The organism is Streptomyces sp. NPDC001604, assembly GCF_042893475.1.
Taxonomy (GTDB): Bacteria; Actinomycetota; Actinomycetes; order Streptomycetales; family Streptomycetaceae; genus Streptomyces.
Genome location: NZ_JBIAUY010000012.1, coordinates 21721 through 43162, shown reverse-complemented (window position 1 = coordinate 43162; position 21442 = coordinate 21721). Strand labels below are relative to the sequence as shown.

Sequence of the window (21442 nt, the reverse complement as noted above, 5' to 3'; positions counted from 1 at the left end):
TCACACCGGCACCGGTTCCTCCGCCGCCGTGCCGCGTGCCTCCGCCAGTGCCAGGCCCGCCACCGAGCCCAGCATCAGCAGCGTGCCCATCAGGGTTGCTGGTGTCAGTCGTTCCCCGAGCAGCGCGACTGCCAGCACCGCCGCGCCGACTGGTTCCAGGAGCATGATCACGGACACGGTGGCCGACCGGACGGCGGCCGCGCCCGCGAAGTAGAGGCCGTAGGCGAGGGCTGTGGGAATGGTGGCGAGGTAGGCCAGCAGCCATACGGTCAGGGCCGGATGGGCCGTGTGCGGGACGATGCCCTCGGCCAGGGCGAACGGCAGCAGGCAGAGGCTGGTGACCGCGAACGCCCCCACCGACGTACTGGAGGCGTCGACCTCACCGCCCCTGCCCCACCAACGTGTGAACAGGGTCAGCACGCTGTACCCGGCCGCGGACAGCAGGGCGAACAGCACACCCGACAGGCGTACGGTCGCTCCGCCGCCGCCGAGGACGAGCACTCCCAGTCCCGCGAGCGCCCCGGCGACGGCGGTCACACCGCCGCGGCCCAGCCGCTCCCCCATCGTCAGCCGGGCCCCCAGCGCGATGAGCACAGGGCCGGTGCCGAGGGTGACGACGGTGGCGACGGCGAGTCCGGTGGCGGACACGGCCGCGAAGTAGGCGGTCTGGAAGACGGCGAGCCCGACGCCGGAGACACCGGCCCGAAGCGCCCTGCGACGAAGCGGTTCGCGTACGGCGGCCCGTCCGCGCGGACGCAGCAGGCGGGCGGCGAGCAGCAGGACGAGGCCGGCCGCGCAGCGCCAGAAGGAGAGGGCGACACAGCCCAGGTCACTGGCCCGGTAGACCAGGGAGGCGGCCGCGCCCGCAGTGCCCCAGGCGGCACCGGCGACGATCAGATAGAACAGGCCTCGCCCGACGGGAAGGCCGAAAGCAGCATTCGAGGACACGAAGGTCTCCGCAGAAGTTTCGGAAGGTACCCGGCATCGGCCGGGCCGTGGACTTCTTCTGCGGGCAGCACCGTTCCGCCCGGCACCAGGTCGGGCGTGGTTTCCGGAGGGCCCGCCTCAGGCGGCCGGAGGCGGAAGAACGAGTGCGTTCGAATGCATGATCAGCACCCTAGGCGGCGCTTTCGCGGGACGACAACTCCCTTTCCGGGCCGCCGCTCGCCACCGGCTCCGGGGATCCCTTGGCGGGTGCCGAGGACTGGGCGATGAACGCGCCCACCAGGACGACCGCACCGCCGACGATCTGCGGCGCCGAGAGGTGCTCGCCCAGCAGCACCCAGGCCAGGACCGTGGCGACAACCGCTTCGAGGCAGGCCACGACGCCCGCCACCTGCGGGGAGAGCCGGCGCACCGACAGCACACCGGTGACGTAGGCGAGGACGGTGGCGATCAGGACGATCCAGGCCAGCAGGAGCAGGGCGGCGACCGGGGTGCCGTCCAGGTGCGCGGTACCGGTCAGCACGGACCAGCGCATGGTCCAGGGGCGGGCCACGGCGGTCAGGACGACGGCGCCGATCAGCAGGCCGTACGCGATGACGCCGAGCGGGTCGGGTGCGTCGTCTCCGGCGTCGCTGCCCTGGTCGGACAGGACGAAGTAGCCGACCTGGCAGCAGGCGGCGCCGAGCGCGAGCAGCAGGCCGACGGCGTCGAAGCTCAGCCCCGACCAGACCTCGACCACACAGGCGAGGCCGCCGGCCGCGAGGAACACGCCGAGCGCGGCGGCACGGGTCACCGGCCGCCGCTGCACGAACCGCACCCAGCCCAGGACCAGGGCGGGCGCGAGGTACTCGACGAGCAGCGCGACCCCGACGGGTATGCGGGATATCGCGGCGAAGTAGCAGGCCTGCACACCGGCCACGGCCAGCAGTCCGAATCCGGCGAGCAGCGCCGGGCGGCGGCGCAGCAGCGCGCGGTGACGCACGGCGACGGGCAGCATCACCAAGGCGGCGCCCGCGACCCGCAGCCACACCACATGGAGCGGGTCGAGTCCGGCCTCGATCAGGGGTTTCGCCGCGACCCCGGATCCTCCGAAGGCGACCGCGGACCCGAGGGCGAGACCGAGCCCGGCACTCCTGCCGCGACCGCCCCGGCTGCTCTCAGACGTATGCACGGGCCCATGATGACAGGCGACGACATGAGCGTCACCCCCGATGACACCTGTCTCAGCGGCTGGACCACCTGGAGCGCGCCAGCCGGTTCTCGATGCGGGTCAGCACGGCGTCCGTTTCGAGGCCGGCCCGGTCGAGAACCTCGACGGCCCGTGCCTGCGGGTCGACGACGATCGCCGCCAGGAGGTCGACGCCGCGGGCCGTCTCGGCTCCGCGGGCGGCGGCACCCTCGCAGGCGTGGTCCATCGCGCCCGCGGCCAGCGGCGAGAAGCCCTCGGCCTCCGCCACCACGGGTACGGCGCCGGAGTCCTCGACGGAGCCCTGCCAGCGCAGGCCGTAACCGATGCTGCGCTGCACCAGGTAGCCGAGCAGCCGGGCGATCTCGGGCCCGTCGTCGAAGACGGCCCGCACCTCGGGGTCCTGCTCCAGGAGCGAGTGCAGCAGATGGGCCGTGTCGATCTGCCGGTCCCCGTCGCGCACCGCCCGGCGGCGGGCACCGGAGACCACCGCTGCCAGTTCGGGACTGAGCCTGGCATCGTTGTCCACGCGGGGGCCCTCGGCCTGTTCGCCGACCGACTGCCGGGGGATACGGGATTGCACGACCCCTACCCCATCAATCTCCTCGCCCCCGGTCATCCCCGCCGGGGAGCATTTTCGCGTCCCGCGGGGAGTGGACTCGGCGGGCGAAAATCTCCTCCTTACGGATGAGATCTGGCCGTTCTGCCCCGGGGGGGCGCGCGCCGCCTTGCCACGCGCCCGGCGCGCAACCACAGCGCCCCGTCGCACGTCCAGGAAGGGCGTGGAGAGCGGGTGCTGGCTGGTGTCCCTGCCGGCCGTCGACGGCAAGCAGTACGTGTACCGGGTGGACGCCCCGGAGGACGCGCTGCCCGCCGACCTGTTCTGGGACGCCTGGCACTGCCACGACGAGAGCGCCCTTCCGCGCGCCTGGGATCTCTTCGACGCCGCGGTGATCCGCCGGGTCGGCTGACCGCTCGGGGGCGCACCGGGAAACACCCACATTTTCTGACGGTTCATCAGTATTGAATGTTCCAGGCCCTGCGGCTACGTTCCGCGACACCACAGCCCGACACGAAGAGGTGGTCGCATGCCCGAAATCAACGCGGAGGCACGGATCGAGGCGCCGGCCGAGAAGGTGTGGGCACAGCTGATGGACTGGCCCGCGTACGGCGAGTGGAACGCCACCCACACCAGCTTCCCGCAGGGCGGTCCGGCGGCGCTCGAAGTGGGCGGGACCTTCCAGGAGAACATGAAGCTGATGGGGTTCCCCGCCGAGGTCGAGTGGACCATCTCGGAACTGGAACCGGCCAGGGTCTTCGCCATCAAGGGCAAGGGCCCGATGGCGGTGAACGTGGCCACGCGCTACACCCTGACGCCCGAGGGCGAGGCCACGAAGGTCCGTATCGACGGCGAGTTCACGGGCGCCGCGGTCACTTTGATGGCGGGCAGGCTGAAGGACTCGGGGACCGCCGCGCTGAACGAGTCGCTGCGCAAGCTCGCCGGGCTGGTGTCCTGACCGCCGGACACGGGAAGGCGCCCCGCGGACCACTCCGCGGGGCGCCTTCGTCGCCGTAGGAACTGTCAGTCCTCGTCGGCGAGGATCAGGTACAGCTTCTTGCGGGCTTCGTTGATGACCGTCAGCGCCTTCTCGCGCTGCTCCTTGTTGCCGGTCTTCCAGACCTGACCGAAGGCCTCCATCAGGCCGAAGCCGGCCTGGCGGATCTCACCGAGCGCCTCGAAGTCGATGCCGCGGGAGGCTTCCTCCCAGGGCGCGTCCGGGCCCTCCTCGGCCGCGGCGCGGCCGGACTCGGTGAGCGAGAAGAGCTTCTTGCCGCCCTCGCTCGCGCTGGTGATCAGACCCTCGTCCTCCAGCAGCTGGAGGGTGGGGTACACCGAACCGGGGCTGGGCTTCCACGCCCCGCCGCTGCGCTCGGCGATCTCCTGGATCATCTCGTAACCGTGCATGGGCCGGTCCTTCAGCAGGGCCAGGATCGATGCCCGTACGTCACCTCGCCGCGCCCTGCCCCTCGGTCCGCCGCGCCCTCGTGGCCCCCAGGGGCCCGGGCCGAAGCCGGGTCCGCCAAAGCCGAAGCCGCCCGGACCGCCGCCGGGTCCACCCGGCCCGAAGGGGCCGAAGGCGCCGCGCCGGCCCTCGAAACCACCCCGCCCGCGAGGGCCGGGTCCACCGTGTCCACGTTCGAATCCATGGGAACGCATCGCAATCACTCCATTCCATCGTTGATCTGTCGCGATGCGTCAACGATATATCGGAAGTCTTCGCATGGCAATACCCGCCGGAACACCGCGATGGACGCAAATCTCAGTGGATCTCCGGCCCCTGGCGCATGGAGACTGGCTGTCATGGCCATGCATGACGACCAAGTGGACGTGACCAGCGAGATCGTCGCGACCTTGATCCACGAACAGTTCCCTCAGTGGAGCGGCAAGGCGGTCCGGCCCCTGTCGTCGACCGGGACGGTCAACGCCGTCTTCCGCATCGGGAACGACCTCGCTGCGCGTTTCCCCCTGCGGGTGGCCGATGCGGCGGAGGCGCCGGCGGTTCTGGAACGGGAAGCCCGGGCGAGCGCCGAGCTGGCTCGGGTGTCCCGGTTCCCCGCCCCGGAGCCCGTCGCCCTGGGAAAGCCAGGAGCGGGATACCCCATGCCGTGGTCCGTCCAGACCTGGCTGCCGGGAACGGTTGCCTCCGATGCCGACCCGAGCGGGTCAGACGCTTTTGCCGAGGATCTCGCGGTCTTCATCGCGGCCCTGCGGCAGGCCGACACCCGGGGGCGGCTCTTCAACGGCGACCATCGCGGCGGGGCTCTCGCTCACCACGACGGCTGGATGGCGAAGTGCTTCGAGGAGAGTGAGGGACTGCTCGATGTGCCACGGCTGCGCCGGCTGTGGGGCCGTTTCCGGGAGTTGCCGCGCACGAGTGCGGACGTGATGAGCCATGGTGACTTGATCCCGGGCAACGTACTGGTCGCGGGAGACCGGCTCAGCGGCGTACTCGACACCGGCGGCTTCGGCCCCGCCGACCCCGCACTGGATCTGGTCGGTGCCTGGCACCTGTTGCAGCCGGGCCCGCGGAAAGTGCTGCGGCGGGCCCTGGGCTGTGACGACCTGGAGTGGGAGCGCGGCAAGGCGTGGGCGTTCGAGCAGGCGTTGGGTCTGGTCTGGTACTACGCCGAGAGCAATCCGGCGATGAGCAGACTGGGGCGCCGGACACTCGACCGCATTCTGGGGTCGAGGGAGTGATGACGCCCCGGTCGTAGGCCCGGCCCCCGGGCAAGGGCCGGGACCATGCGGCGCTCAGTGGCCGCGGAACGCCTCCTCCAGCCACCAGGACCCGTGCTCGCGGGTCACCTTGGCGTCGATCAGCAGGGGTGCCGAGCGCGGTCCGGCGACCCAGTCCTCTACGGCCTTGAGGTCGGCGGGCGTGCGGACGGTGACCGCCTCGAAGCCGTAGCCGCGGGCCACGGCGGCGATGTCCGTCTCCGGGAACGTCACCGTGTCCAGCGGGAAGCCGTCGGGGCCGAAGTGGTGCACCTCCGCCCCGTAGGCCTCGTCGTTGTAGACGACGACCACCATCGGCAGCCCGAGTCGGCGCACGGTGTCGAGTTCCACGGCGCTCATCAGCGCACCACCGTCGCCGAGAGCGGCCACGGGGAGCCGGCCCGGCTGGGCGAGGGCTGCGCCGATGGTGGTCGCGAGGCCCAGGCCGATCGACTGGAAGGCCTGGGTGAAGCAGAACCCGTTGTGGTCCGGCACCGAGAGATACGCGCTCGGGTAGCCCATGAAGTTGCCGGAGTCGACGCCGACGACCCGCTCGGCGGGGAGGATGTCGTCGAGCGCGATGCTCAGCGTGCGCGGGTCGATCCGCTCGCGGGCGCCCTCGTCCTCGTACGGCACGTCCCTCCACCTGACCCGCGCGGCGAGGGCGTCGGCGACGTCGGGTGTGCGGTAGCCGGTGCGGCTCTCGCCGCCGGCCTCCAGTGCCCGTCGGGCCGTGCGTTCCACGTCGCCGGTGACGCCCAGAGTGATCTCCCTGTGCGCGCCGAGCTCCTCCGGGTCGTCGTCGACCTGGACGACGGTCGCGTCCGGGCCGATCAGACTGCCGTGCCGCATGGTCCACATGTTCAGCGCGCAGCCCCAGCCGACGATCAGGTCGGCGCCCTGGATCAGTTCGACCGCGAGGGGCGAGGCGAAGCCGCCGGAGACGTCCAGCGAGAAGGGGTTCGCGTGGAACAGGCCGCGGGCCACTGCCGAGGTCGCCAGGAGCGCGCCGTACCGTTCGGCCAGGGCGAGGAGCGCGTCGCGGCTGCCGGTGGTGCGCGCGCCCCGGCCGGCGACGAAAACCGGCCGCCGAGCCCCTTCCAGGGCCCGCACCAGCTCCGCGACGGCCGCCTCGGACGGTTCGACCGGTTCTCGTACGGGCATGGGGTGGGCGTCCAGGAGGGCCGCGTCGGGCACGTCGAGGGACTGCACCTCCAGCGGCAGGTTCAGCAGGACCGTGCGCCGCTCGTGCCGGGCCCGCTGGAGGGCCGCGCGAGCCTGTTCGACGGCGTCGTGCGCGGTCGTCAGGCGCGCGGTGACGGCACCGACGGAGTGCGCCAACACGGCTTGGTCGATATGGAAGTTGGAGCGCTGCGCGGTCGCCTCGGCGGCCAGCACCAGCAGCGGGGTACGGCTCTTGGCGGCCTCGGTGATGCCGGTCAGGGCGTTCGTCAGGCCGGGGCCCTGGTGGACGCTCAGTGCGGTCACCGCCCCACTCGTGCGGGCGTACGCGTCGGCCATGGTCGCCGCGCCGCCCTCGTGCCGTGCGGCGGCGAACCGCGCGCCCGCCGCCATCATGGCGTTGGTCAGATGGAAGTTGCCCGAGCCGACCACGCCGAAGACCTGGTCGATCCCTGATGCGACGAGGGCCCGCCCGACGGCTTCGGCGACCTTCACGACCGCTCCACCAGGGCGAGGACGCGTGCGGGGGATCCGGAGCCCGAGACGATCGGCAGCGGTCCCGCGATGACGACGGCGCCGGTCGGGGGCAGGGAGCCGAGGTTCTGCAGTTGGGTCAGCCCGTACTTGTCGGCGCCCAGGAGGTAGGAGTGGCAGGGGAAGGCCGGGTCGAAGGAGTGCGCCCGTCCCGCGTCCGTGCCGACCGTCTCCGTGCCGAGGCCGAGCACCGGCGACTCCTCGGCGACCCAGCGGGCGCACTCCGGTGACAGCCCGGGGGTGTGCGGGCCGTTCTCGTCGGCGTTGAGGAACGCCTCCTGCGACTGCGAGCGGGCGTCCCAGCCGGTGCGCAGCAGCAGCCAACCCCCGTCGGGCAACGGCCCGTTGTCGGCCTCCCAGGCCTTGATGTGGTCGACCTCGACCAGGAAGTCGGGGTCCTTGGCGGCGTGCTCGGAGAAGTCGAGTACGACCGCGGGGGCGATCAGCCGGCCCACCGGAACCGAGGCGACATCGGCGAGGTCCTTCCCGGTGACCCAGTGGACGGGTGCGTCGAAGTGGGTGCCGGTGTGCTCGCCGCTGCGGAAGTTGTTCCAGTACCAGGCCGGTCCCCGGTCGTCGTACCGGCTGATCTCCTCCAGCTCGAAGACCTGGGTCTGGCCGAACTGGGGCGGCAGCTGGATCACCGGGGTGGTCGACGACAGCGGCGAGGTGAGGTCGACGACTTCGATCGATCCCCGCTGCAGCCCGGCGAGCAGGGCGGAGAGCACGGACGGCTGTGACATGGCGGCCTCCTGGGCAGGGGCTGGACGGTCAACGACAGGGTGTCAGCCGGGGGCCGCTCCGCTAAGGCACGCGGCCCGGAAATCGGTCCACCGGCCCCGAATTGGCCTTGGTGGAAGGCTCCACTCCGCCCTAGCGTCGAAGCCATGCGAATCCGAATCGTCGACGCGTTCACCGACCGCCCCTTCGCCGGCAACCCTGCCGGCGTCCTGCTTCTCGACGACTTCCCCGACGACGACCGGCTCCAGAAGATCGCCCTGGAGGTCAACCACGCCGAGACCGCGTTCGCGCACCGGCTGTCCGAGGGCGGGGACGCCGACTGGGCGCTGCGCTGGTTCACACCGGCGACCGAGGTCAACATGTGCGGGCACGCCACGCTGGCCACGGCCCATGTCCTGCACACGACCGGCGCCCACGAGGGCACGGTGCGCTTCGCCACCCGCAGCGGCGTTCTCATCGCCACGCCCCAGGAGGACGGCTCGATCACCCTGGACTTCCCGACCGCGCCGCTCACGCCGGTCGAGGTCCCGGACGGCGTCGCCGAAGCGCTGGGCGCGGAGCCGCGCGCCGCCTTCGACACCGGCCCGAACGTCGGCGACCTGCTCCTCGAACTCGCCGACGAGAAGACGGTCCACGCCCTCACCCCGGACCACAAGGCGCTCGGCGCCTACTCCGAGCGCGGCATCATCGCCACCGCCCGCGCCGAGGACCCGACCCGGGGCTACGACTTCGTCTCCCGCTGCTTCTTCCCGAACGCCGGCATCGACGAGGACCCGGTCACCGGCAGCGCCCACACGGCACTCGCGCCCTTCTGGTCCGAGCGGCTCGACCGCACCGACCTCACCGGCCTGCAGGCCTCGCCCCGCTCCGGCCGTGTCCGCACGCAGCTGCGCGGCGACCGCACACTGCTCGGCGGACGCGCGGTCACAGTGATCGAGGGCGAGCTGCTCGCCTAGCGGCCCGGGCTGCCGGCGCTCACGCCGTCGGCAGCCAGCCCACCTTCCCGGCCAGCAGCGCGTACCCCACGAAGGCCCCGATGTCGAGCAGGGAATGCGCCACCACGAGGGGGCCCACCCGCCCCCAGCGCCGGTACAGGTACACGAACACCACGCCCATCACCATGTTGCCGACGAAGCCGCCGATGCCCTGGTAGAGGTGGTACGAGCCGCGCAGTACGGAACTGGCCACCAGGGCGGTCCCCGGTGTCCAGCCCAACTGCCCGAGCCGGCGCAGCAGATAGCCGACGACGATGACCTCTTCGAGGATCGCGTTCTGCAGGGCCGACAGGACCAGCACGGGGTACTTCCACCACACGTCGGGCAGCGCCTCCGGCACCACCGTGAGGTTGACGCCGAACCCGCGTGCGGCCAGGTAGAAGGCGATTCCGGTGCTGCCGATCACCGCCGCGATCCCGGCGCCCCGGCCGAGGTCGAACCAGGGCCGGGTGCGGTCGAAGCCGAGGGTGCGCAGGCTCCGGCCCTCGCGCAGCAGGAGGTGCGCGACCAGCGCGACGGGCACCAGGGCCGTGGCGATCCCGAACAGCTGCCAGGCCAGATCCAGCCAGGGGCGGCCCGGCGCGGCCGAGGCGTTGAGGGTGGCCGCCTGCTCCTTGAGCCCTCCCGGTTTCGTGACCGATCCGACAAAGCTGATCAGGGCGGACACACCACTCGCACCGAGCGAAAGCCCCAGAACGAGCAGCGTCTCGTCACGGAGAATCCGTCGCGAGGGCCGTTCCGGCGGAAAAGAATCGGCCACCGGGCCCGCCTCTGCCTGCACACCTGCCTCCAGTTGAGTAATCCAGCCTCATCCCCACCGCCACCCCGCTAGGGTCTCGAAAGAACTTACGAGGATCGTGCGCCAGGCCGTCAGGGGGGACGGACGCCGTACGGGGCGTACCTCCCCTTTTGCCTGCCATACGGCCGCGGTCCGGCACGAGGTTCAACAGGGAGGGGCACCACCGTCATGGGACGTCACAGCTTGCCCGATCAGTATGGGGCGGGCGGCAGCGACCCCCGTCCACGGGCACGGCGCCGCACGGTGGCGGTGGCCACGGTGCTCGTCCTCGCCGTCGCCGGCGGCACGGCGGGCGCGGTCAAGAGCGGACTGCTGTCGTTCGGCTCCTCCTGCCAGGACGACCCGGTGCGCCTGAAGCTCGCCGCCTCGCCCGACATCGCCCCTGCCCTCACGGCCGCGGCCAAGCAGGCCCGGCGCAGCGACATCACCTCCGACGGGCGCTGTCTCGCCGTCACGGTGACCGCGCGCGACTCGTACAAGGTCGCGGACGCGATCGCCGCGGGCAAGAAGCCGGACGCGCAGCTGTGGGTGCCGGACTCGGCGCTGTGGATCGATCGGATCACGGCGGACAACGGCCCGATCGATGTGACTCCGGTGGGCGCGGTCGCCTCCACGCCGATCGGAGTGGCCATGGTGCCCACGGCCGCCAAGTCGCTGGGGTGGCCGAAGCAGACGTACAGCTGGGTCGACCTGGTCGGCGCCGCGATGCAGGACACGTCGCTCAAGCTGGGCGCGGCCGATCCCGCGCGCAGCGCCACCGCACTGCTCGCGCTCACCCAGCTCAGCACGGCCGCCGCCGGGATCAAGGGCGGCGACACCCGGGCCGCGGCCATGATGAAGACGCTGGCGCAGCGCACCTCGGACAGCGACGGCCAGGTCGTGGACACCCTGCCCCGCGACTCCTCGGGCACCGAGCTGGGCAACCCGAAGCGGAACCAGGCGCTGGTGCTGTCCGAGCAGGCGGCGTACGCGTACAACTCCTCGGCGGCCGGCGGCGTGGACATGTTCTACCCGAAGGACGGCTCGCCGCGGCTCGACTACCCGTTCGCCACGGTCGACGAGCTGACGACCGACGAGAGCCGGGCCGCGCTCCGGTTCGTCAACTACCTGCGGCAGCCGGCGCAGCTGCGGCTGCTGCAGAAGTACGGCTTCCGCACCTCCGACGAGGAGGCGCCCGAGGCGGTGGTCGCCGGGGCGGGCGGCAGCAGCCCCCAGCCGTACACCGAGCCCACGCCCCAGCCGGCCTCGGACGCGGCGCTCCAGGAGACCCTCGGCACCTGGACGATCACCGTGCAGAGCGCCCGGCTCACCACGGTCGTGGACGCCTCTTCGTCCATGGCGGAGCCGGTGCCGGGGACCGGGCAGTCCCGCATGGACGTCACCAAGGGCTCCCTGCTGCAGGCCCTCGCCACCTTCACGCCCGACGACGAGATAGGACTGTGGGATTTCTCCACGAAACTGGACGGCGCCAAGGACTACCGCATCCTGGTGCCGACCGAGCGCCTCGGCGACCAGAGGGGCAGCGGCACCCAGCGCGACCGCCTCTCGGCGGCCTTCAACGCCCTCCAGCCGGTCCCGCACGGGGCGACCGGGCTCTACGACACCACACTCGCCGCATACAAGGCGGCGACCTCGTCCTACGCCAAGGGGAAGTTCAACGCGCTGGTCATCCTGACCGACGGCGTCAACCAGGACCCCGGCAGCATCTCCCGCTCCGAACTCATCACCCGGTTGCAGAAGCTCACCGACCCCGCCCGCCCGGTACCACTCATCATGATCGCGGTGGGCCCCGACGCCGACCGCCAGGAAGCCGAACAGATAGCGGAGGCGACAGGCGGCTCGGCCCAGTCGGTCAGCAACCCTTCGCAGATCCAGTCGGTGATGCTGAAGGCGATCGTGTCGGCGGGGTCCAAGGGCGACGACTGATCAGGCCGTCGATATCCCGCTCCGGTGCGGGGGCACCCTCCCGCGGCGGGGGCGTGATCCGCCGCAGCCCGCGGAGGCCTAACCGAGCGGCACAGGCTCCGGCAGCCCGACGGGCCAGGTGTGCACCGGCTCCCCCGCCCGCATCAGCTCGCTGTACCTCCGAGTCGTCGCCGCCAGCGCGGCATCCCGCGACAGCCCCGCCTCCAGGGCCCGGTGGAACGTCGCCGCCTGCCACGTCGCACCGTTCACCCGGCGTCGGCAGCGCTCGTCGATGACGCCCAAGTAGAGGTCCCGGTCGGCGCGTTCGACCCCCCACGCGTCCAGCCCCGCCTCGGCGAGCGGCAGCAGTTCGTCGCGGACCAGGCTCACCGCGTCGACCTGAGCAGTGCCGCTGTACCGGCCGCGCCGCGGCCACTCCAGGCGGGCGTCGATGCCGTGCTTGCAGGCGGCGTCGAAGTTCGCGGCGGCCGCCTCGAAGGGCAGCCGGGTCCACACGGGCCGTGACTCCTCGGCGAGGGCGCGGACGAGGCCGTAGTAGAAGGCCGCGTTGGCGATGACGTCGGTGACGGTGGGCCCGGCGGGCAGGACGCGGTTCTCGACGCGCAGGTGCGGGACGCCGTCGGCGATGCCGTAGACAGGGCGGTTCCAGCGGTACACCGTGCCGTTGTGCAGGACGAGTTCGGCCAGCGTGGGGACGCCGCCTTCGTCGAGGACCTGCAGCGGGTCCTCCTCGTCCGAGATCGGCAGCAGGGCCGGGAAGAACCGCACGTTCTCCTCGAACAGGTCGTACGCCGAGGAGATCCAGCGCTCCCCGAACCAGGTGCGCGGGCGCACGCCCTGCGCCTGCAGCTCCGGCGGCCGGGTGTCGGTGGACTGCTGGAACAGCGGGGGCCTGGACTCCCGCCACAGTTCACGGCCGAACAGGAAGGGCGAGTTGGCGCCGACGGCGATCTGGGCGGCGGCGACGGCCTGCGCGGCGTTCCAGACGTCGGCGAAACGGCCCGGGGTGACCTGGAGGTGCAGCTGTACGGAGGTGCAGGCGGCCTCCGGCGCTATCGACTTCGAGGTGCAGGTGAGGCGCTCCACGCCGTCGATGTCGAGGACGAAGTCCTCGCCGCGGGCGGCCACGATCTGCTCGTTGAGCAGCGCGTAGCGGTCGACGTCGGAGAGGTTGGAGGAGACCAGGTCGTCCCGGTCGAGGGTCGGCAGAATGCCGATCATCACGATTCCCGCGTCGAGCTCTCCCGCTTTTCGGTGGGCATATGCCAGCGAGGTCGTGAGTTCCTCGGAGAGCCGGTCGAATACCCGCCCGCCCAATCGATGTGGGGCAATGTTGACTTCCAGATTGAACATGGCGAGTTCTGTTTGGAAATCACGGCTTGCGATCCGCTCGAGAACCTGAGCGTTGAGCATTTTCGGCATGCCGTCGCCACCGGCGAGATTCAGTTCGATCTCCAGCCCCATGAGGTTCTTCGGGCGATCGAACCGCTTCTCGTCCAGGAGCCGCTCCAGCCCCGTCAGACACCTGCGGAGCTTGTCGCGGTAGTGCTGCCGATCGGACAGGTCGAACCGGCCTGCCACGACCTTCTCCCCCATCGAAGCGTCCCTCCTCGTGTGGGCGGCCCGAAGATCGGCCGCCCGGTGTCGGGGTCACGTGGGATGATGCCCAGCCGCGGCGATCGATAACGTCCCCGCGCACGGACGTCGCCCGCTACTCTGATGCGCGTGACCGTTGGCACATTCACCGGGCATGGGGCACAGCGCAGTTTCGGGTCGGCGACGAACTCGTGAAAAACGCCGACGAGAATTGGCCGACCGCTCTCCAGCTATTTCCCGAGGTCACCGGCGTGAGATGGAAGCAGAATCGGGATGATTCCTGCGTATCGCCGACCGGATACACCCTTGCCGAGTGCACCGGAAACGGCTAGACGAAACACGGTCTGAACACATGTCGTATAAACTCCGCGAACAAGACAGAGGGTCGGCGCCCGCGGTCATGGAACCTGCCGTCGAGGTGACGTGCGGCAGGCCTCAGCCACACTCCTCGTTCCCAGGCCCCGGCCCCCGCCCCTCTGGCCCCGTGAGCAGACAGCGCCGTCCGCCCCCGCCCTCGCGCCACCGTGCCTGTCGAATGAGAGGCGACCCACCATGCCGCTGCATGTCCCCCCGGCTCCCGCGCCCGCCCTTCGTACCGTCCTGACCGCGCTCGGCTCCCCCACCGCGGTCCGCGAGGCCCGAACTCCCTCCCTGCTGCGCTCCCAGGGCCCCGCCACCCCCGAACTCCCGCTGCCCGTACACGTACTGGACGAACTCAGCCCCGCGGGCGTGTCCGCCACCAGGCTGGCCGGGTGGCGCTTCCTGATCCGTTGCGGCGAGCGCTCGGTGGCGGCCGCCGACACCATGCTGACCCCTGACGGCTGGGCCTTCTCGCACTTCTTCGAGGGCCCCTACATCGCCTCCACCGAGCGTGCCCTGCGCCAGGCCGAGACGATGAGCCAGCCCTACCAGCCACGCCTCCTCTCGGTACCCAGCCTGTACATGCTCACACTGTGGCTGCACGGCGACTGCACCGCGGACGGCACCACCGGCCACCCCGCCGCCACGGACCTGCTGGTGCCGCTGGCGCCGGCGCCGCCCGGCATCGCCGCCCACCGCCCGCACCGCGTCGCCGAACTGCTCCCGGTGCTGACCCATCGGGTGACTCCCGTCCCGCTCTTGGGCTCGCCCGCCTGACCGCCTCCCGTCGCCACACCTTTCGTACCCCGCCCCGGAATTCCGGGAAGCGGGGTACGACGCTTTTCCGCCCGGCAATTCGCTCGTACGAGCAGCCAATTGCTCGTACGAGCCACAAAAGGTCCTTGACCTGGAAGGACTAGCCCCATCCGGCCACCGAGAACCACCCGAAGTGACAGTGCGGTTGGACTGAACCGTCCGCACGGGGGATGCGTCCTCAACCTGTGAGAAGCGGTGCTGCGAAATCCCTGCGGATTGACGTCCATGGGGCAACACTGGGACTGGACCGACTTATCACTACGGGGGGCGGCCATGAACGGAGCTTCAAGCCGCGGGACAGACAAGACAGCCATCTCACACATCACGACAGAGCGAAAGATCCCATCAATGTGCCAGCACCAGCCACCGTGTCCGACAGCCCACTCCGCCGACCGGGAATCCGCCCGACTCGTGGCGCACCACCCGGAGCAGGGATGGAGCCTGCTGTGCAACGGCGTTCTGCTCTTCGAGGACACCGGTGAGCTCCTGCCCGACGGCCAGATCATCGCGCCGCACCGCCCGCTGGGCGCCGGCCAGGTGATGACGGCCGCCTGAGCGGCACCGGGCGGTGCGCCCCACCGCCCGGAGACCTGAGGGGCCGGTCGCAAGGACACCCTGCGAACCGGCCCCGACGCATGTCCGGGGGCAATCACTGCGTGTAGTGGCGTGTGCCGGTCACGTCGACGGAGGTGGGGAATTGACGACGGACGAGACCGGCGCCGAGGCGCCGTCCGAGGTCCGGAGCAAGGTCACGATCACCGAGATCGCCCGGCAGGCCGGGGTCTCGGTGCCGACCGTGTCCCGGGTCGTCAACGGCCGCTCCGACGTCTCGCCGCAGACCCGCGCCCGGATCGAGGACCTGCTGCTGCGGCACGGCCACCGCAGGCGCGCCGCCGCCCCCGCGTCCGGTGCCGCCCTGCTCGACCTGGTCTTCAACGACCTCGACAGCCCTTGGGCGGTGGAGATCATCCGGGGCGTCGAGGAGGCAGCGCACGCCGCCGGGGTCGGCACCGTGGTGTCGGCGATCCACGGCCGCTCCGGTGACGCCCGCGAGTGGATGCGCAATCTGCGGGCCCGCGCCTCCGACGGCGTCATCCTCGTGACCTCCGCACTGGAACCGGTCCTGCACGAGGAGTTGCGCGCCCTCGGCGTCCCCCTGGTGGTCGTCGACCCGGCGGGCTCCCCCGCCCTTGACGTCCCCACCATCGGCGCCGCCAACTGGTCGGGCGGCATGGCGGCCACCCGGCATCTGCTGTCGCTGGGCCACCGCAGGATCGGTCTCATCGCGGGCCCGCCCAGGCTGCTGTGCTCAAGGGCCCGCTTCGACGGTTACCGCGCCGCCGTGGAGGGCGCGGGACTCATGGTCGACGAAACCCTCGTCGTCCCGGGCGACTTCCACCCCGAGTCCGGCTTCACCGGCTGCAACGCCCTCCTCGACCTGCCCGAACCACCGACGGCCGTGTTCGCGGCCAGCGACCAGATGGCACTCGGCGCGATCGAGGCACTGCGCCGACGGGGCCTCAGGGTGCCGCAGGACATGAGCGTGGTCGGTTTCGACGACCTTCCGGAGGTGCGCTGGTCGGCCCCGCCGCTGACCACGGTGCGCCAGCCGCTGGCCGGCATGGGCAAGCTGGCCGTCGGCACGGTGCTGCGCCTGGCCCGCGGTGAACAGCCCGGCTCACCGCGGGTGGAGCTGGGCACGGAGCTGGTGGTGCGGTCGAGCACGGCACCCCCGGCGCCCTGAGCCGGGGGTGCCGGACCCCGGCGGTGCTCCCCACTGCACCGCCGGGGCGTTCTCTACTTGCCGCCCAGTGCCCCCCTGATCGCGAAGTAGGCGGGCTTGGGCTGCAGTTGCTCGTCCCACGGCAGGGCAGCGCCCTCACCGGGGAAGAACGCCGGGATCCACGAGTACTTGTCGGTGTAGTCCCACACGGTGATGCCCACGCACCGCCGCACCTCGAGGCATGCCTCGGTCAGGTCCCGGTACCACTGGGCCTGCTGCGCCAGCTTCTCGTCGGTCGCGGGCAGGAGCATCCGTACGTCGACCTCGGTGAGCGCGGTGTCGAGGCCGAGCCGGGAGAAGCGGCGCAGGTTGTCCTCCAGGGTCGTCGGATAGCCGTACTGGAGGGCCAGATGGGCCTGGAGCCCGATGCCGTCGAGCGGGACCTTCCGGGCCTTGAGGTCCTTCGCCAGCTGGTAGTAGGCGTCGCTCTTCGGGCCGACCGCCTCGATGTTGTAGTCGTTGAGGTAGAGCTTGGCGTGCGGGTCGGCCTGGTGGGCCCAGCGCAGCGCGTCGGCGATGTAGCCGGGGCCGAGCGTCTTGTACCAGAGCGTCTCGCGGTAGGTGCCGTCCTCGTTGAACGCCTCGTTGACGACGTCCCAGGAGTAGACCTTGCCGCGGTAGTGCCGTACCTCGGTCTGGATGTGCTTCTTCAGTACGGCCCTGAGCTCGTCCGCGGTCCATTGGCGGCCGGTGAGCCAGTCGGGCAGCTGGCTGTGCCAGACCAGGGTGTGGGCGCGCACCCGCTGGTGGTTCTTGCGGGCCAGGTCGACGATCTGGTCGCCGTTCGTCCAGTCGAAGACGCCCTGTTGGGGCTCGGTGGCGTACCACTTCATGCCGTTGCCGGGCGTGATCATGTCGAACTCGCTGCCGAGCAGGGCCGTGTAGGCGGTGTCGGTGAGTTCGGGGTTGTCGGTGGCGCTGCCGAAGTAGCGGCCGTGGCGCTGGGCCAGTTCCGCGAGCGTCGGCTGCTTGGGGCTCGCCTGGGCCGCGGGGCCGGTGGCGATCCCGGCGGCGACCAGGAGGGCGGCGAGGCCTCCGGCGAGTCTGAGACGGGTGGTCTTGCGCATGGTGCGACTCCTCACGGTGTGGGGTGCGGGGCCGTACGGACGCCGGTGCGCCTCATCCCTTGGTGGCACCGGCGGTGAGGCCGCCGACGAGCTGCCGCTCGGCGACCGAGTAGAAGGCGAGGGCGGGAACCATCGCGAGGACGAGGTAGGCGAAGACGCGCGCGTATTCCGACGAGTACTGGCCCTGGAACTGCGCGACGCCGAGGGGCAGCGTCCACCACTTGGAGTCGGTGAACACCAGCAGCGGCAGCATGAAGTTGTTCCAGCTGGCGACCACGGCGAGGACCGAGACCGTGCCGAGCGCCGGCCGTGCCATCGGCAGCAGCACCCGCCAGAAGAACCCGAAGGCGCTGCACCCGTCGAGGGTGGCCGCCTCCTCCAGCTCGCCCGGGATCTGCCGGAAGAAGCCGCGCAGGATGATGATCGTCATCGGCAGGGCGAAGGCGGCCTGCGGAAGGATCACGCCGAGCGGGTTGTCCAGCAGGCCGAGATAGCGCAGGAGGAGGAACAGCGGCAGGGCCGCCACCGCGAAGGGGAACATCAGCCCCATCGTGAAGAGGGTGAACAGCACCTCACGGCCACGGAAGGCGAACCGCGCGAAGGAGAAGGCCGCGAGCGCGGACACCCCGACCACCAGCACCGTCGTCGCCACCGCGACCAGGGTGCTGTTGCCCAGCAGCCGCCAGAAGTCGCTGCCACCGAGGATGTCGGTGTAGTTGCCGGTCAGCCAGTGCTCGGGCAGTCCGAACGGGTTGCGGGACAGCTCGGAAGTCGATTTGAAACCGGACAGCACGGCGTACAGCAGGGGTACGACCATCACCGCGCCGACGGCGACCAGGACGACGTGCAGCGGCAGTTTGCGCAGGGTCTTCACTTGCCGTCTCCCCTCATGTTCGTGGTGGCCCCTTCCAGGTCGCGGCGGAGCACGAACCGCTGGTAGGCGAGGGCGAAGAGGAGGCAGATGCCGAACATGACCACGCTGATCGCGCTGGCGTAGCCGACCTGATAGCGCTTGAAGCCGTACTGGAACATGGTCACGGCCATCGTCTCGGAGTGGTGGTCGGGGCCGCCCTGGGTGATCACCCACACCAGGTCGAAGAGCTGGATGGCCCCGATGACGGAGAGGAAGACGCTGATGCGCAGGGTGGGAGCGAGCAGCGGCAGGGTGACGTTGCGGAACCGCTGCCAGGGCCCGGCGCCGTCGATCAGCGCCGCCTCCGTCAACTCGGCCGGGATGGACTGGAGTCCGGCCAGGTAGAGCATCATGTGGAAGCCGAAGTACTTCCAGGTCATGACCAGGAACAGGGTCGCCATGACGTAGGAGGGATCGGCGAACCACTCCCCGCCGAGGCCGTCGAGGCCGACGGCGCCCAGGACGTGGTCGGCGAGCCCGTCGCCCGGCGCGAAGACCATGCTGAACAGCACGCCGGTGATGGCCTCGGACAGGACGTACGGCGCGAAGAACAGCATCCGGTACACGGCCCGGCCGCGCAGCCGCTGGTTGAGCGCCACGGCCATGGCGAGCGCGAACGGCAGCTGCAGCGCGAGTGACAGCACGACCAGGAGCAGGCACCGCCACAGGTCGCCCAGGAAGACGTCGTCCTGGAAGAGCCGGGTGAAGTTGTCCGTGCCCGCGTAGTCGGAGGGCATTCCGAAGCCGCCCCACCGGAAGAAGGCCGTGTACAGGGCGAACAGCATGGGCAGCAGGACCAGCCCGATGAACAGCACCAGGGCGGGCACCTGGAAGCCGACCGCGGTGAGCCAGTTGAGCAGGCGCCGCCGGGCCCGCCCCCGCGCGAAGTCCGCGGCGGGAGGCGGGAGTTCGACGCTCGGTCCGCTCCGCTTGTCCGGGAGGAACGTGGAGGACGTGGAGGTCATCGCCGGTTACTGCTCTTCCTTCGCGGTCTTCGTGATCGACTGTGTGACCTGCTCGGGGGACTTGGAGCCGGCGATGAGCGCGGCGACGCTGTCGTTGACCTCCTGGCCGACGGCGGGGGCGTACGCCTGGTCGAGGAAGAGCTGGAAGCCGGTGGCGGCCTTCAACTGCGCCTCCACGGCCTTGATGTTGGGGTCGGACAGGGCGCTCTCCGCGGCCGGGACGACCGGGATGGTGTTGGTCTTCTTGACCAGTTCGATGTCCGTGGCGTTGGAGGCGAAGAACTTCAGGAAGTCGACGGCCGCCTGCGGTGCGCCCTTGCGCAGGGCGTGTCCGCCACCCCCGCCGAACACCTCGGTGAGGCTGCCCTTTCCGCCCTCGACCGCGGGGAACGGGAAGAAGCCGAGGTCCTTGCCGAGTCCCTTGCCCTGGTCCGCCTGCACGCTCGGGGCCCACTGGCCCATCAGCTCCATGGCCGCCTTGCCGTTGCCGACGGTCGCGGCCTCTCCGGTGGGGGTGGAGTAGGCCGCGCCGAGGAACCCCTTCTGGAACGGCTGGAGTTGGACCAGATCCTTGAGGTGCTGCCCCGCCTGGACGAACCCCGGGCCGGTGAAGTCCTTGGTTTCGCTGGCCTTCTGGAGCGCGTCGATGCCGGCGGTGCGCATCGAGAGATAGGCCCAGTAGTACATGCCGGGCCACTTCTCCTTGCCCGCAAGGGCGAGCGGCGTGATGCCCTTGGCCTTCAGCTTCCGCACGGCGTCGAGGAAGCCGCTCCAGGTGGTCGGGGGCGTGCCGATGCCGGCCTGCTTGAAGAGCGCCTTGTTGTACCAGAAGCCGACCATGCCGATGTCGAACGGGATCGCGTACGTCTTGTCGTCGAGGATGTACGGCTTCTTGGCGACCGGCAGCATGCCGTCGGCCCAGGGCTTGGTCTTGTCGGTGAGGTCCTCGACGAGCCCGGCGTCGACCTGCTGCTTGAGGACGCCGCCGCCCCAGGTGTGGAAGATGTCGGGGAGCTTCCCGGAGGCGGTCAGCGCCGTCATCTTCGACTTGTAGGCGTCGTTCTCCAGCTGGACGATCTTTACCTTGACCTTGGGGTTCTGGGCCTCGAACTTCTTGGCCAGAGCGGCCCACACGGTCTTCGCCGGCTCGGTGGTGGAGATGTTCCACCACTCGATGGTGGTCGTCCCGTCCGACGACCCTCCGTCCGAGTCTCCGCCGCATCCGCTCAGTGCCGTCATGCCCAGACCGGCCGCGGCGGAGGCCGCCAGGAAGCCGCGGCGGGACAGTGCCCGGTCGCCCATCATGCGCTCCTTGGGTAGGGACGGCGCGTCCACGACCGTCCGCTGGGACCGAAAGTTTCGGAGATGATCCAGAAAGCTGCGTTGTTGCCGCACCCTAGAGACAGCTCCCAAACGGTGGCAACCCCTTGTACGCGGTGAATCTGCGGGCAACCCCTTTGGCATTGCCGCGCATCGACCTCCGTCGCGCACGCTCCACGCCCAGGAGGTACGAAACATTCGGCGCCCGCGGCGAACCTTACGAAGCAACCGGAACCGTTCAGCGCACGGGGCACATCGTTCGTGGATACATGCATCCACCGGCCACCGAAGGGGCACTCGTGACGCACCACTGATCACACATCCCTGTGATCCATATCACAGGGGTAAGCGGAGGTGAGCACACCATCCTCGAATCCCGACACCATCGCCGGCCCCGGCCCGCTCGGTCTCGGCGCCTCCGCACTGACGACGTTCGTCCTCAGCGTCTTCAACGCTGACCTGATCACCGAGCTGACCTGATCACCGACAAGAAACTCGCCGCCGTGGTCGACGGACAGGCCGTTGCGCTCGGCGACCCGGTGCACCTGGGGGTCGGCGTACTGGGGAGAGTGTCAGGGTCCAGGCCGGAGCCGGAGGACGTCACGGCGTCCGCGGGGACCTGGGAGGGCTTGACGGTGTAGCCGGGACGGAGTTGTCCCTGACGACCTTCACCTTCGCCGCCCTGACCCACTTGACGAGCTCGGGGTTGTCGCCGGAGCGGTTCGTGGCGCCGGCAGCCCGGGGACGAGCGAGATGAGCAGGTCGATGATCTTGATGCCGATGAACGGCGCGATCAGCCCGACGGGATCACACGACGTCTCGTGCTCAGGGACGCCTTCGGTGAGTACGTCGAACTCGACCTCCAGGTCCTGGCGGACAACCCCGACCTCTGGTACCGGCTCCACGAGGACGCCCGCAAGTCACTGACCCTCGGCACCTTGCAGGGCGGGTCCGCCGCGCGGGAGCGGCTCTCCGTGCGAGTGGAGCGCGAGACGGTGCTGACCGTGTTCAAGGTCTCCGATCTGAAGTGACCGTCC

At 70.5% G+C, this 21442-nt stretch carries 22 protein-coding genes and 1 pseudogene; 10 read left to right on the top strand and 13 right to left on the bottom strand.

All coding sequences use genetic code 11. The annotated features are described in order from the left end of the window. The 3 genes from ACFY1E_RS28730 to ACFY1E_RS28720 form a co-directional block, all read right to left on the bottom strand. Positions 1-948 (bottom strand): DMT family transporter, encoded by a 948-nt coding sequence (locus ACFY1E_RS28730; protein ID WP_389080597.1) that lies wholly within the window; start codon positions 946-948, stop codon positions 1-3. Between the two features lie 169 nt (positions 949-1117). Further along, the gene (locus ACFY1E_RS28725; RefSeq protein ID WP_389080595.1) at positions 1118-2116 is read right to left on the bottom strand and encodes a DMT family transporter; all 999 of its coding nucleotides are present in this window, start codon (positions 2114-2116) and stop codon (positions 1118-1120) included. Positions 2117-2168: 52 nt separating this feature from the next. After that, on the bottom strand, positions 2169-2714 hold the full coding sequence (locus ACFY1E_RS28720; protein ID WP_389080594.1) for a Clp protease N-terminal domain-containing protein: 546 nt from the start codon (positions 2712-2714) through the stop codon (positions 2169-2171). A 199-nt stretch (positions 2715-2913) separates the two neighbouring features. Between ACFY1E_RS28720 and ACFY1E_RS28715 the strand changes: the two genes are divergently transcribed. Then, positions 2914-3102, top strand: coding sequence for a hypothetical protein (locus tag ACFY1E_RS28715; RefSeq protein WP_344399179.1), 189 nt, complete (start codon positions 2914-2916; stop codon positions 3100-3102). 117 nt (positions 3103-3219) lie between these two features. After that, positions 3220-3648 carry an SRPBCC family protein gene (locus ACFY1E_RS28710; protein WP_115913988.1) on the top strand — a complete coding sequence of 143 codons (429 nt, stop codon included), beginning with the start codon at positions 3220-3222 and terminating at the stop codon, positions 3646-3648. Between the two features lie 65 nt (positions 3649-3713). On the opposite strand, the gene ACFY1E_RS28705 is transcribed toward ACFY1E_RS28710, so the two are convergent. Beyond that, the gene (locus tag ACFY1E_RS28705; protein ID WP_389080592.1) at positions 3714-4349 is read right to left on the bottom strand and encodes a PadR family transcriptional regulator; all 636 of its coding nucleotides are present in this window, start codon (positions 4347-4349) and stop codon (positions 3714-3716) included. Positions 4350-4493: 144 nt separating this feature from the next. Here ACFY1E_RS28705 and ACFY1E_RS28700 point away from each other — a divergent pair, with 144 nt between their 5' ends. Further along, complete coding sequence (locus tag ACFY1E_RS28700) at positions 4494-5390, top strand: aminoglycoside phosphotransferase family protein (protein WP_389080590.1); 897 nt, start codon at positions 4494-4496, stop codon at positions 5388-5390. Positions 5391-5444: 54 nt separating this feature from the next. On the opposite strand, the gene ACFY1E_RS28695 is transcribed toward ACFY1E_RS28700, so the two are convergent. Together ACFY1E_RS28695 and ACFY1E_RS28690 are read right to left on the bottom strand one after the other, a co-directional pair. After that, positions 5445-7085, bottom strand: a complete 1641-nt coding sequence (locus ACFY1E_RS28695) for a thiamine pyrophosphate-binding protein (RefSeq protein WP_389080589.1) — start codon at positions 7083-7085, stop codon at positions 5445-5447. Beyond that, positions 7082-7867, bottom strand: a complete 786-nt coding sequence (locus ACFY1E_RS28690; RefSeq protein ID WP_389080587.1) for a cyclase family protein — start codon at positions 7865-7867, stop codon at positions 7082-7084. Before ACFY1E_RS28690 ends, ACFY1E_RS28695 begins: the two co-directional genes overlap by 4 nt. 144 nt (positions 7868-8011) lie before the next feature. Between ACFY1E_RS28690 and ACFY1E_RS28685 the strand changes: the two genes are divergently transcribed. Next, positions 8012-8821 carry a PhzF family phenazine biosynthesis protein gene (locus tag ACFY1E_RS28685; protein WP_389080586.1) on the top strand — a complete coding sequence of 270 codons (810 nt, stop codon included), beginning with the start codon at positions 8012-8014 and terminating at the stop codon, positions 8819-8821. A 19-nt stretch (positions 8822-8840) separates the two neighbouring features. Here the strand turns inward: ACFY1E_RS28685 and ACFY1E_RS28680 are convergent, their stop codons facing one another. After that, on the bottom strand, positions 8841-9641 hold the full coding sequence (locus ACFY1E_RS28680; RefSeq protein ID WP_389080584.1) for a CPBP family intramembrane glutamic endopeptidase: 801 nt from the start codon (positions 9639-9641) through the stop codon (positions 8841-8843). 186 nt (positions 9642-9827) lie between these two features. On the opposite strand from ACFY1E_RS28680, the gene ACFY1E_RS28675 reads away from it, so the two are divergent. Beyond that, positions 9828-11585 carry a substrate-binding and VWA domain-containing protein gene (locus tag ACFY1E_RS28675; RefSeq protein ID WP_389080583.1) on the top strand — a complete coding sequence of 586 codons (1758 nt, stop codon included), beginning with the start codon at positions 9828-9830 and terminating at the stop codon, positions 11583-11585. 78 nt (positions 11586-11663) lie between these two features. Here ACFY1E_RS28675 and ACFY1E_RS28670 read toward each other — a convergent pair whose 3' ends face one another. After that, a complete protein-coding gene (locus ACFY1E_RS28670; protein ID WP_389080581.1) occupies positions 11664-13181 on the bottom strand; it encodes a glutamate-cysteine ligase family protein in 1518 nt (505 codons plus the stop codon). 552 nt (positions 13182-13733) lie between these two features. Here ACFY1E_RS28670 and ACFY1E_RS28665 point away from each other — a divergent pair. The 3 genes from ACFY1E_RS28665 to ACFY1E_RS28655 all read left to right on the top strand — a co-directional run bounded on the left by ACFY1E_RS28665 (position 13734) and on the right by ACFY1E_RS28655 (position 16101). After that, the gene (locus ACFY1E_RS28665) at positions 13734-14318 is read left to right on the top strand and encodes a hypothetical protein (protein WP_389080580.1); all 585 of its coding nucleotides are present in this window, start codon (positions 13734-13736) and stop codon (positions 14316-14318) included. A 387-nt stretch (positions 14319-14705) separates the two neighbouring features. Continuing rightward, positions 14706-14912 carry a DUF5999 family protein gene (locus ACFY1E_RS28660; RefSeq protein WP_115913979.1) on the top strand — a complete coding sequence of 69 codons (207 nt, stop codon included), beginning with the start codon at positions 14706-14708 and terminating at the stop codon, positions 14910-14912. A 142-nt stretch (positions 14913-15054) separates the two neighbouring features. Then, the gene (locus ACFY1E_RS28655) at positions 15055-16101 is read left to right on the top strand and encodes a LacI family DNA-binding transcriptional regulator (protein ID WP_389080578.1); all 1047 of its coding nucleotides are present in this window, start codon (positions 15055-15057) and stop codon (positions 16099-16101) included. Between the two features lie 53 nt (positions 16102-16154). Here the strand turns inward: ACFY1E_RS28655 and ACFY1E_RS28650 are convergent, their stop codons facing one another. From ACFY1E_RS28650 to ACFY1E_RS28635, 4 genes are read right to left on the bottom strand one after another with little or no spacing between them, the layout of a single operon-like run. Continuing rightward, positions 16155-17207, bottom strand: a complete 1053-nt coding sequence (locus tag ACFY1E_RS28650) for an endo-1,4-beta-xylanase (protein ID WP_389080577.1) — start codon at positions 17205-17207, stop codon at positions 16155-16157. A 52-nt stretch (positions 17208-17259) separates the two neighbouring features. Next, on the bottom strand, positions 17260-18024 hold the full coding sequence (locus ACFY1E_RS28645) for a carbohydrate ABC transporter permease (protein ID WP_389081055.1): 765 nt from the start codon (positions 18022-18024) through the stop codon (positions 17260-17262). A 53-nt stretch (positions 18025-18077) separates the two neighbouring features. Next, complete coding sequence (locus tag ACFY1E_RS28640; protein ID WP_389080575.1) at positions 18078-19085, bottom strand: carbohydrate ABC transporter permease; 1008 nt, start codon at positions 19083-19085, stop codon at positions 18078-18080. Between the two features lie 6 nt (positions 19086-19091). Beyond that, positions 19092-20387, bottom strand: a complete 1296-nt coding sequence (locus ACFY1E_RS28635; RefSeq protein WP_389080573.1) for an extracellular solute-binding protein — start codon at positions 20385-20387, stop codon at positions 19092-19094. A 372-nt stretch (positions 20388-20759) separates the two neighbouring features. On the opposite strand from ACFY1E_RS28635, the gene ACFY1E_RS28630 reads away from it, so the two are divergent. Next, positions 20760-20885: a hypothetical protein gene (locus ACFY1E_RS28630; RefSeq protein WP_389080572.1), complete on the top strand. Its 126-nt coding sequence runs from the start codon at positions 20760-20762 to the stop codon at positions 20883-20885. A gap of 29 nt (positions 20886-20914) precedes the next feature. On the opposite strand, the pseudogene ACFY1E_RS28625 reads toward ACFY1E_RS28630, so the two are convergent. Then, positions 20915-21140 (bottom strand): annotated as a pseudogene (locus tag ACFY1E_RS28625) (potassium-transporting ATPase subunit C); the annotation flags it as partial. An 86-nt stretch (positions 21141-21226) separates the two neighbouring features. On the opposite strand from ACFY1E_RS28625, the gene ACFY1E_RS28620 reads away from it, so the two are divergent. Continuing rightward, positions 21227-21436: a hypothetical protein gene (locus ACFY1E_RS28620; protein ID WP_389080570.1), complete on the top strand. Its 210-nt coding sequence runs from the start codon at positions 21227-21229 to the stop codon at positions 21434-21436. Positions 21437-21442 lie beyond the last annotated feature (6 nt).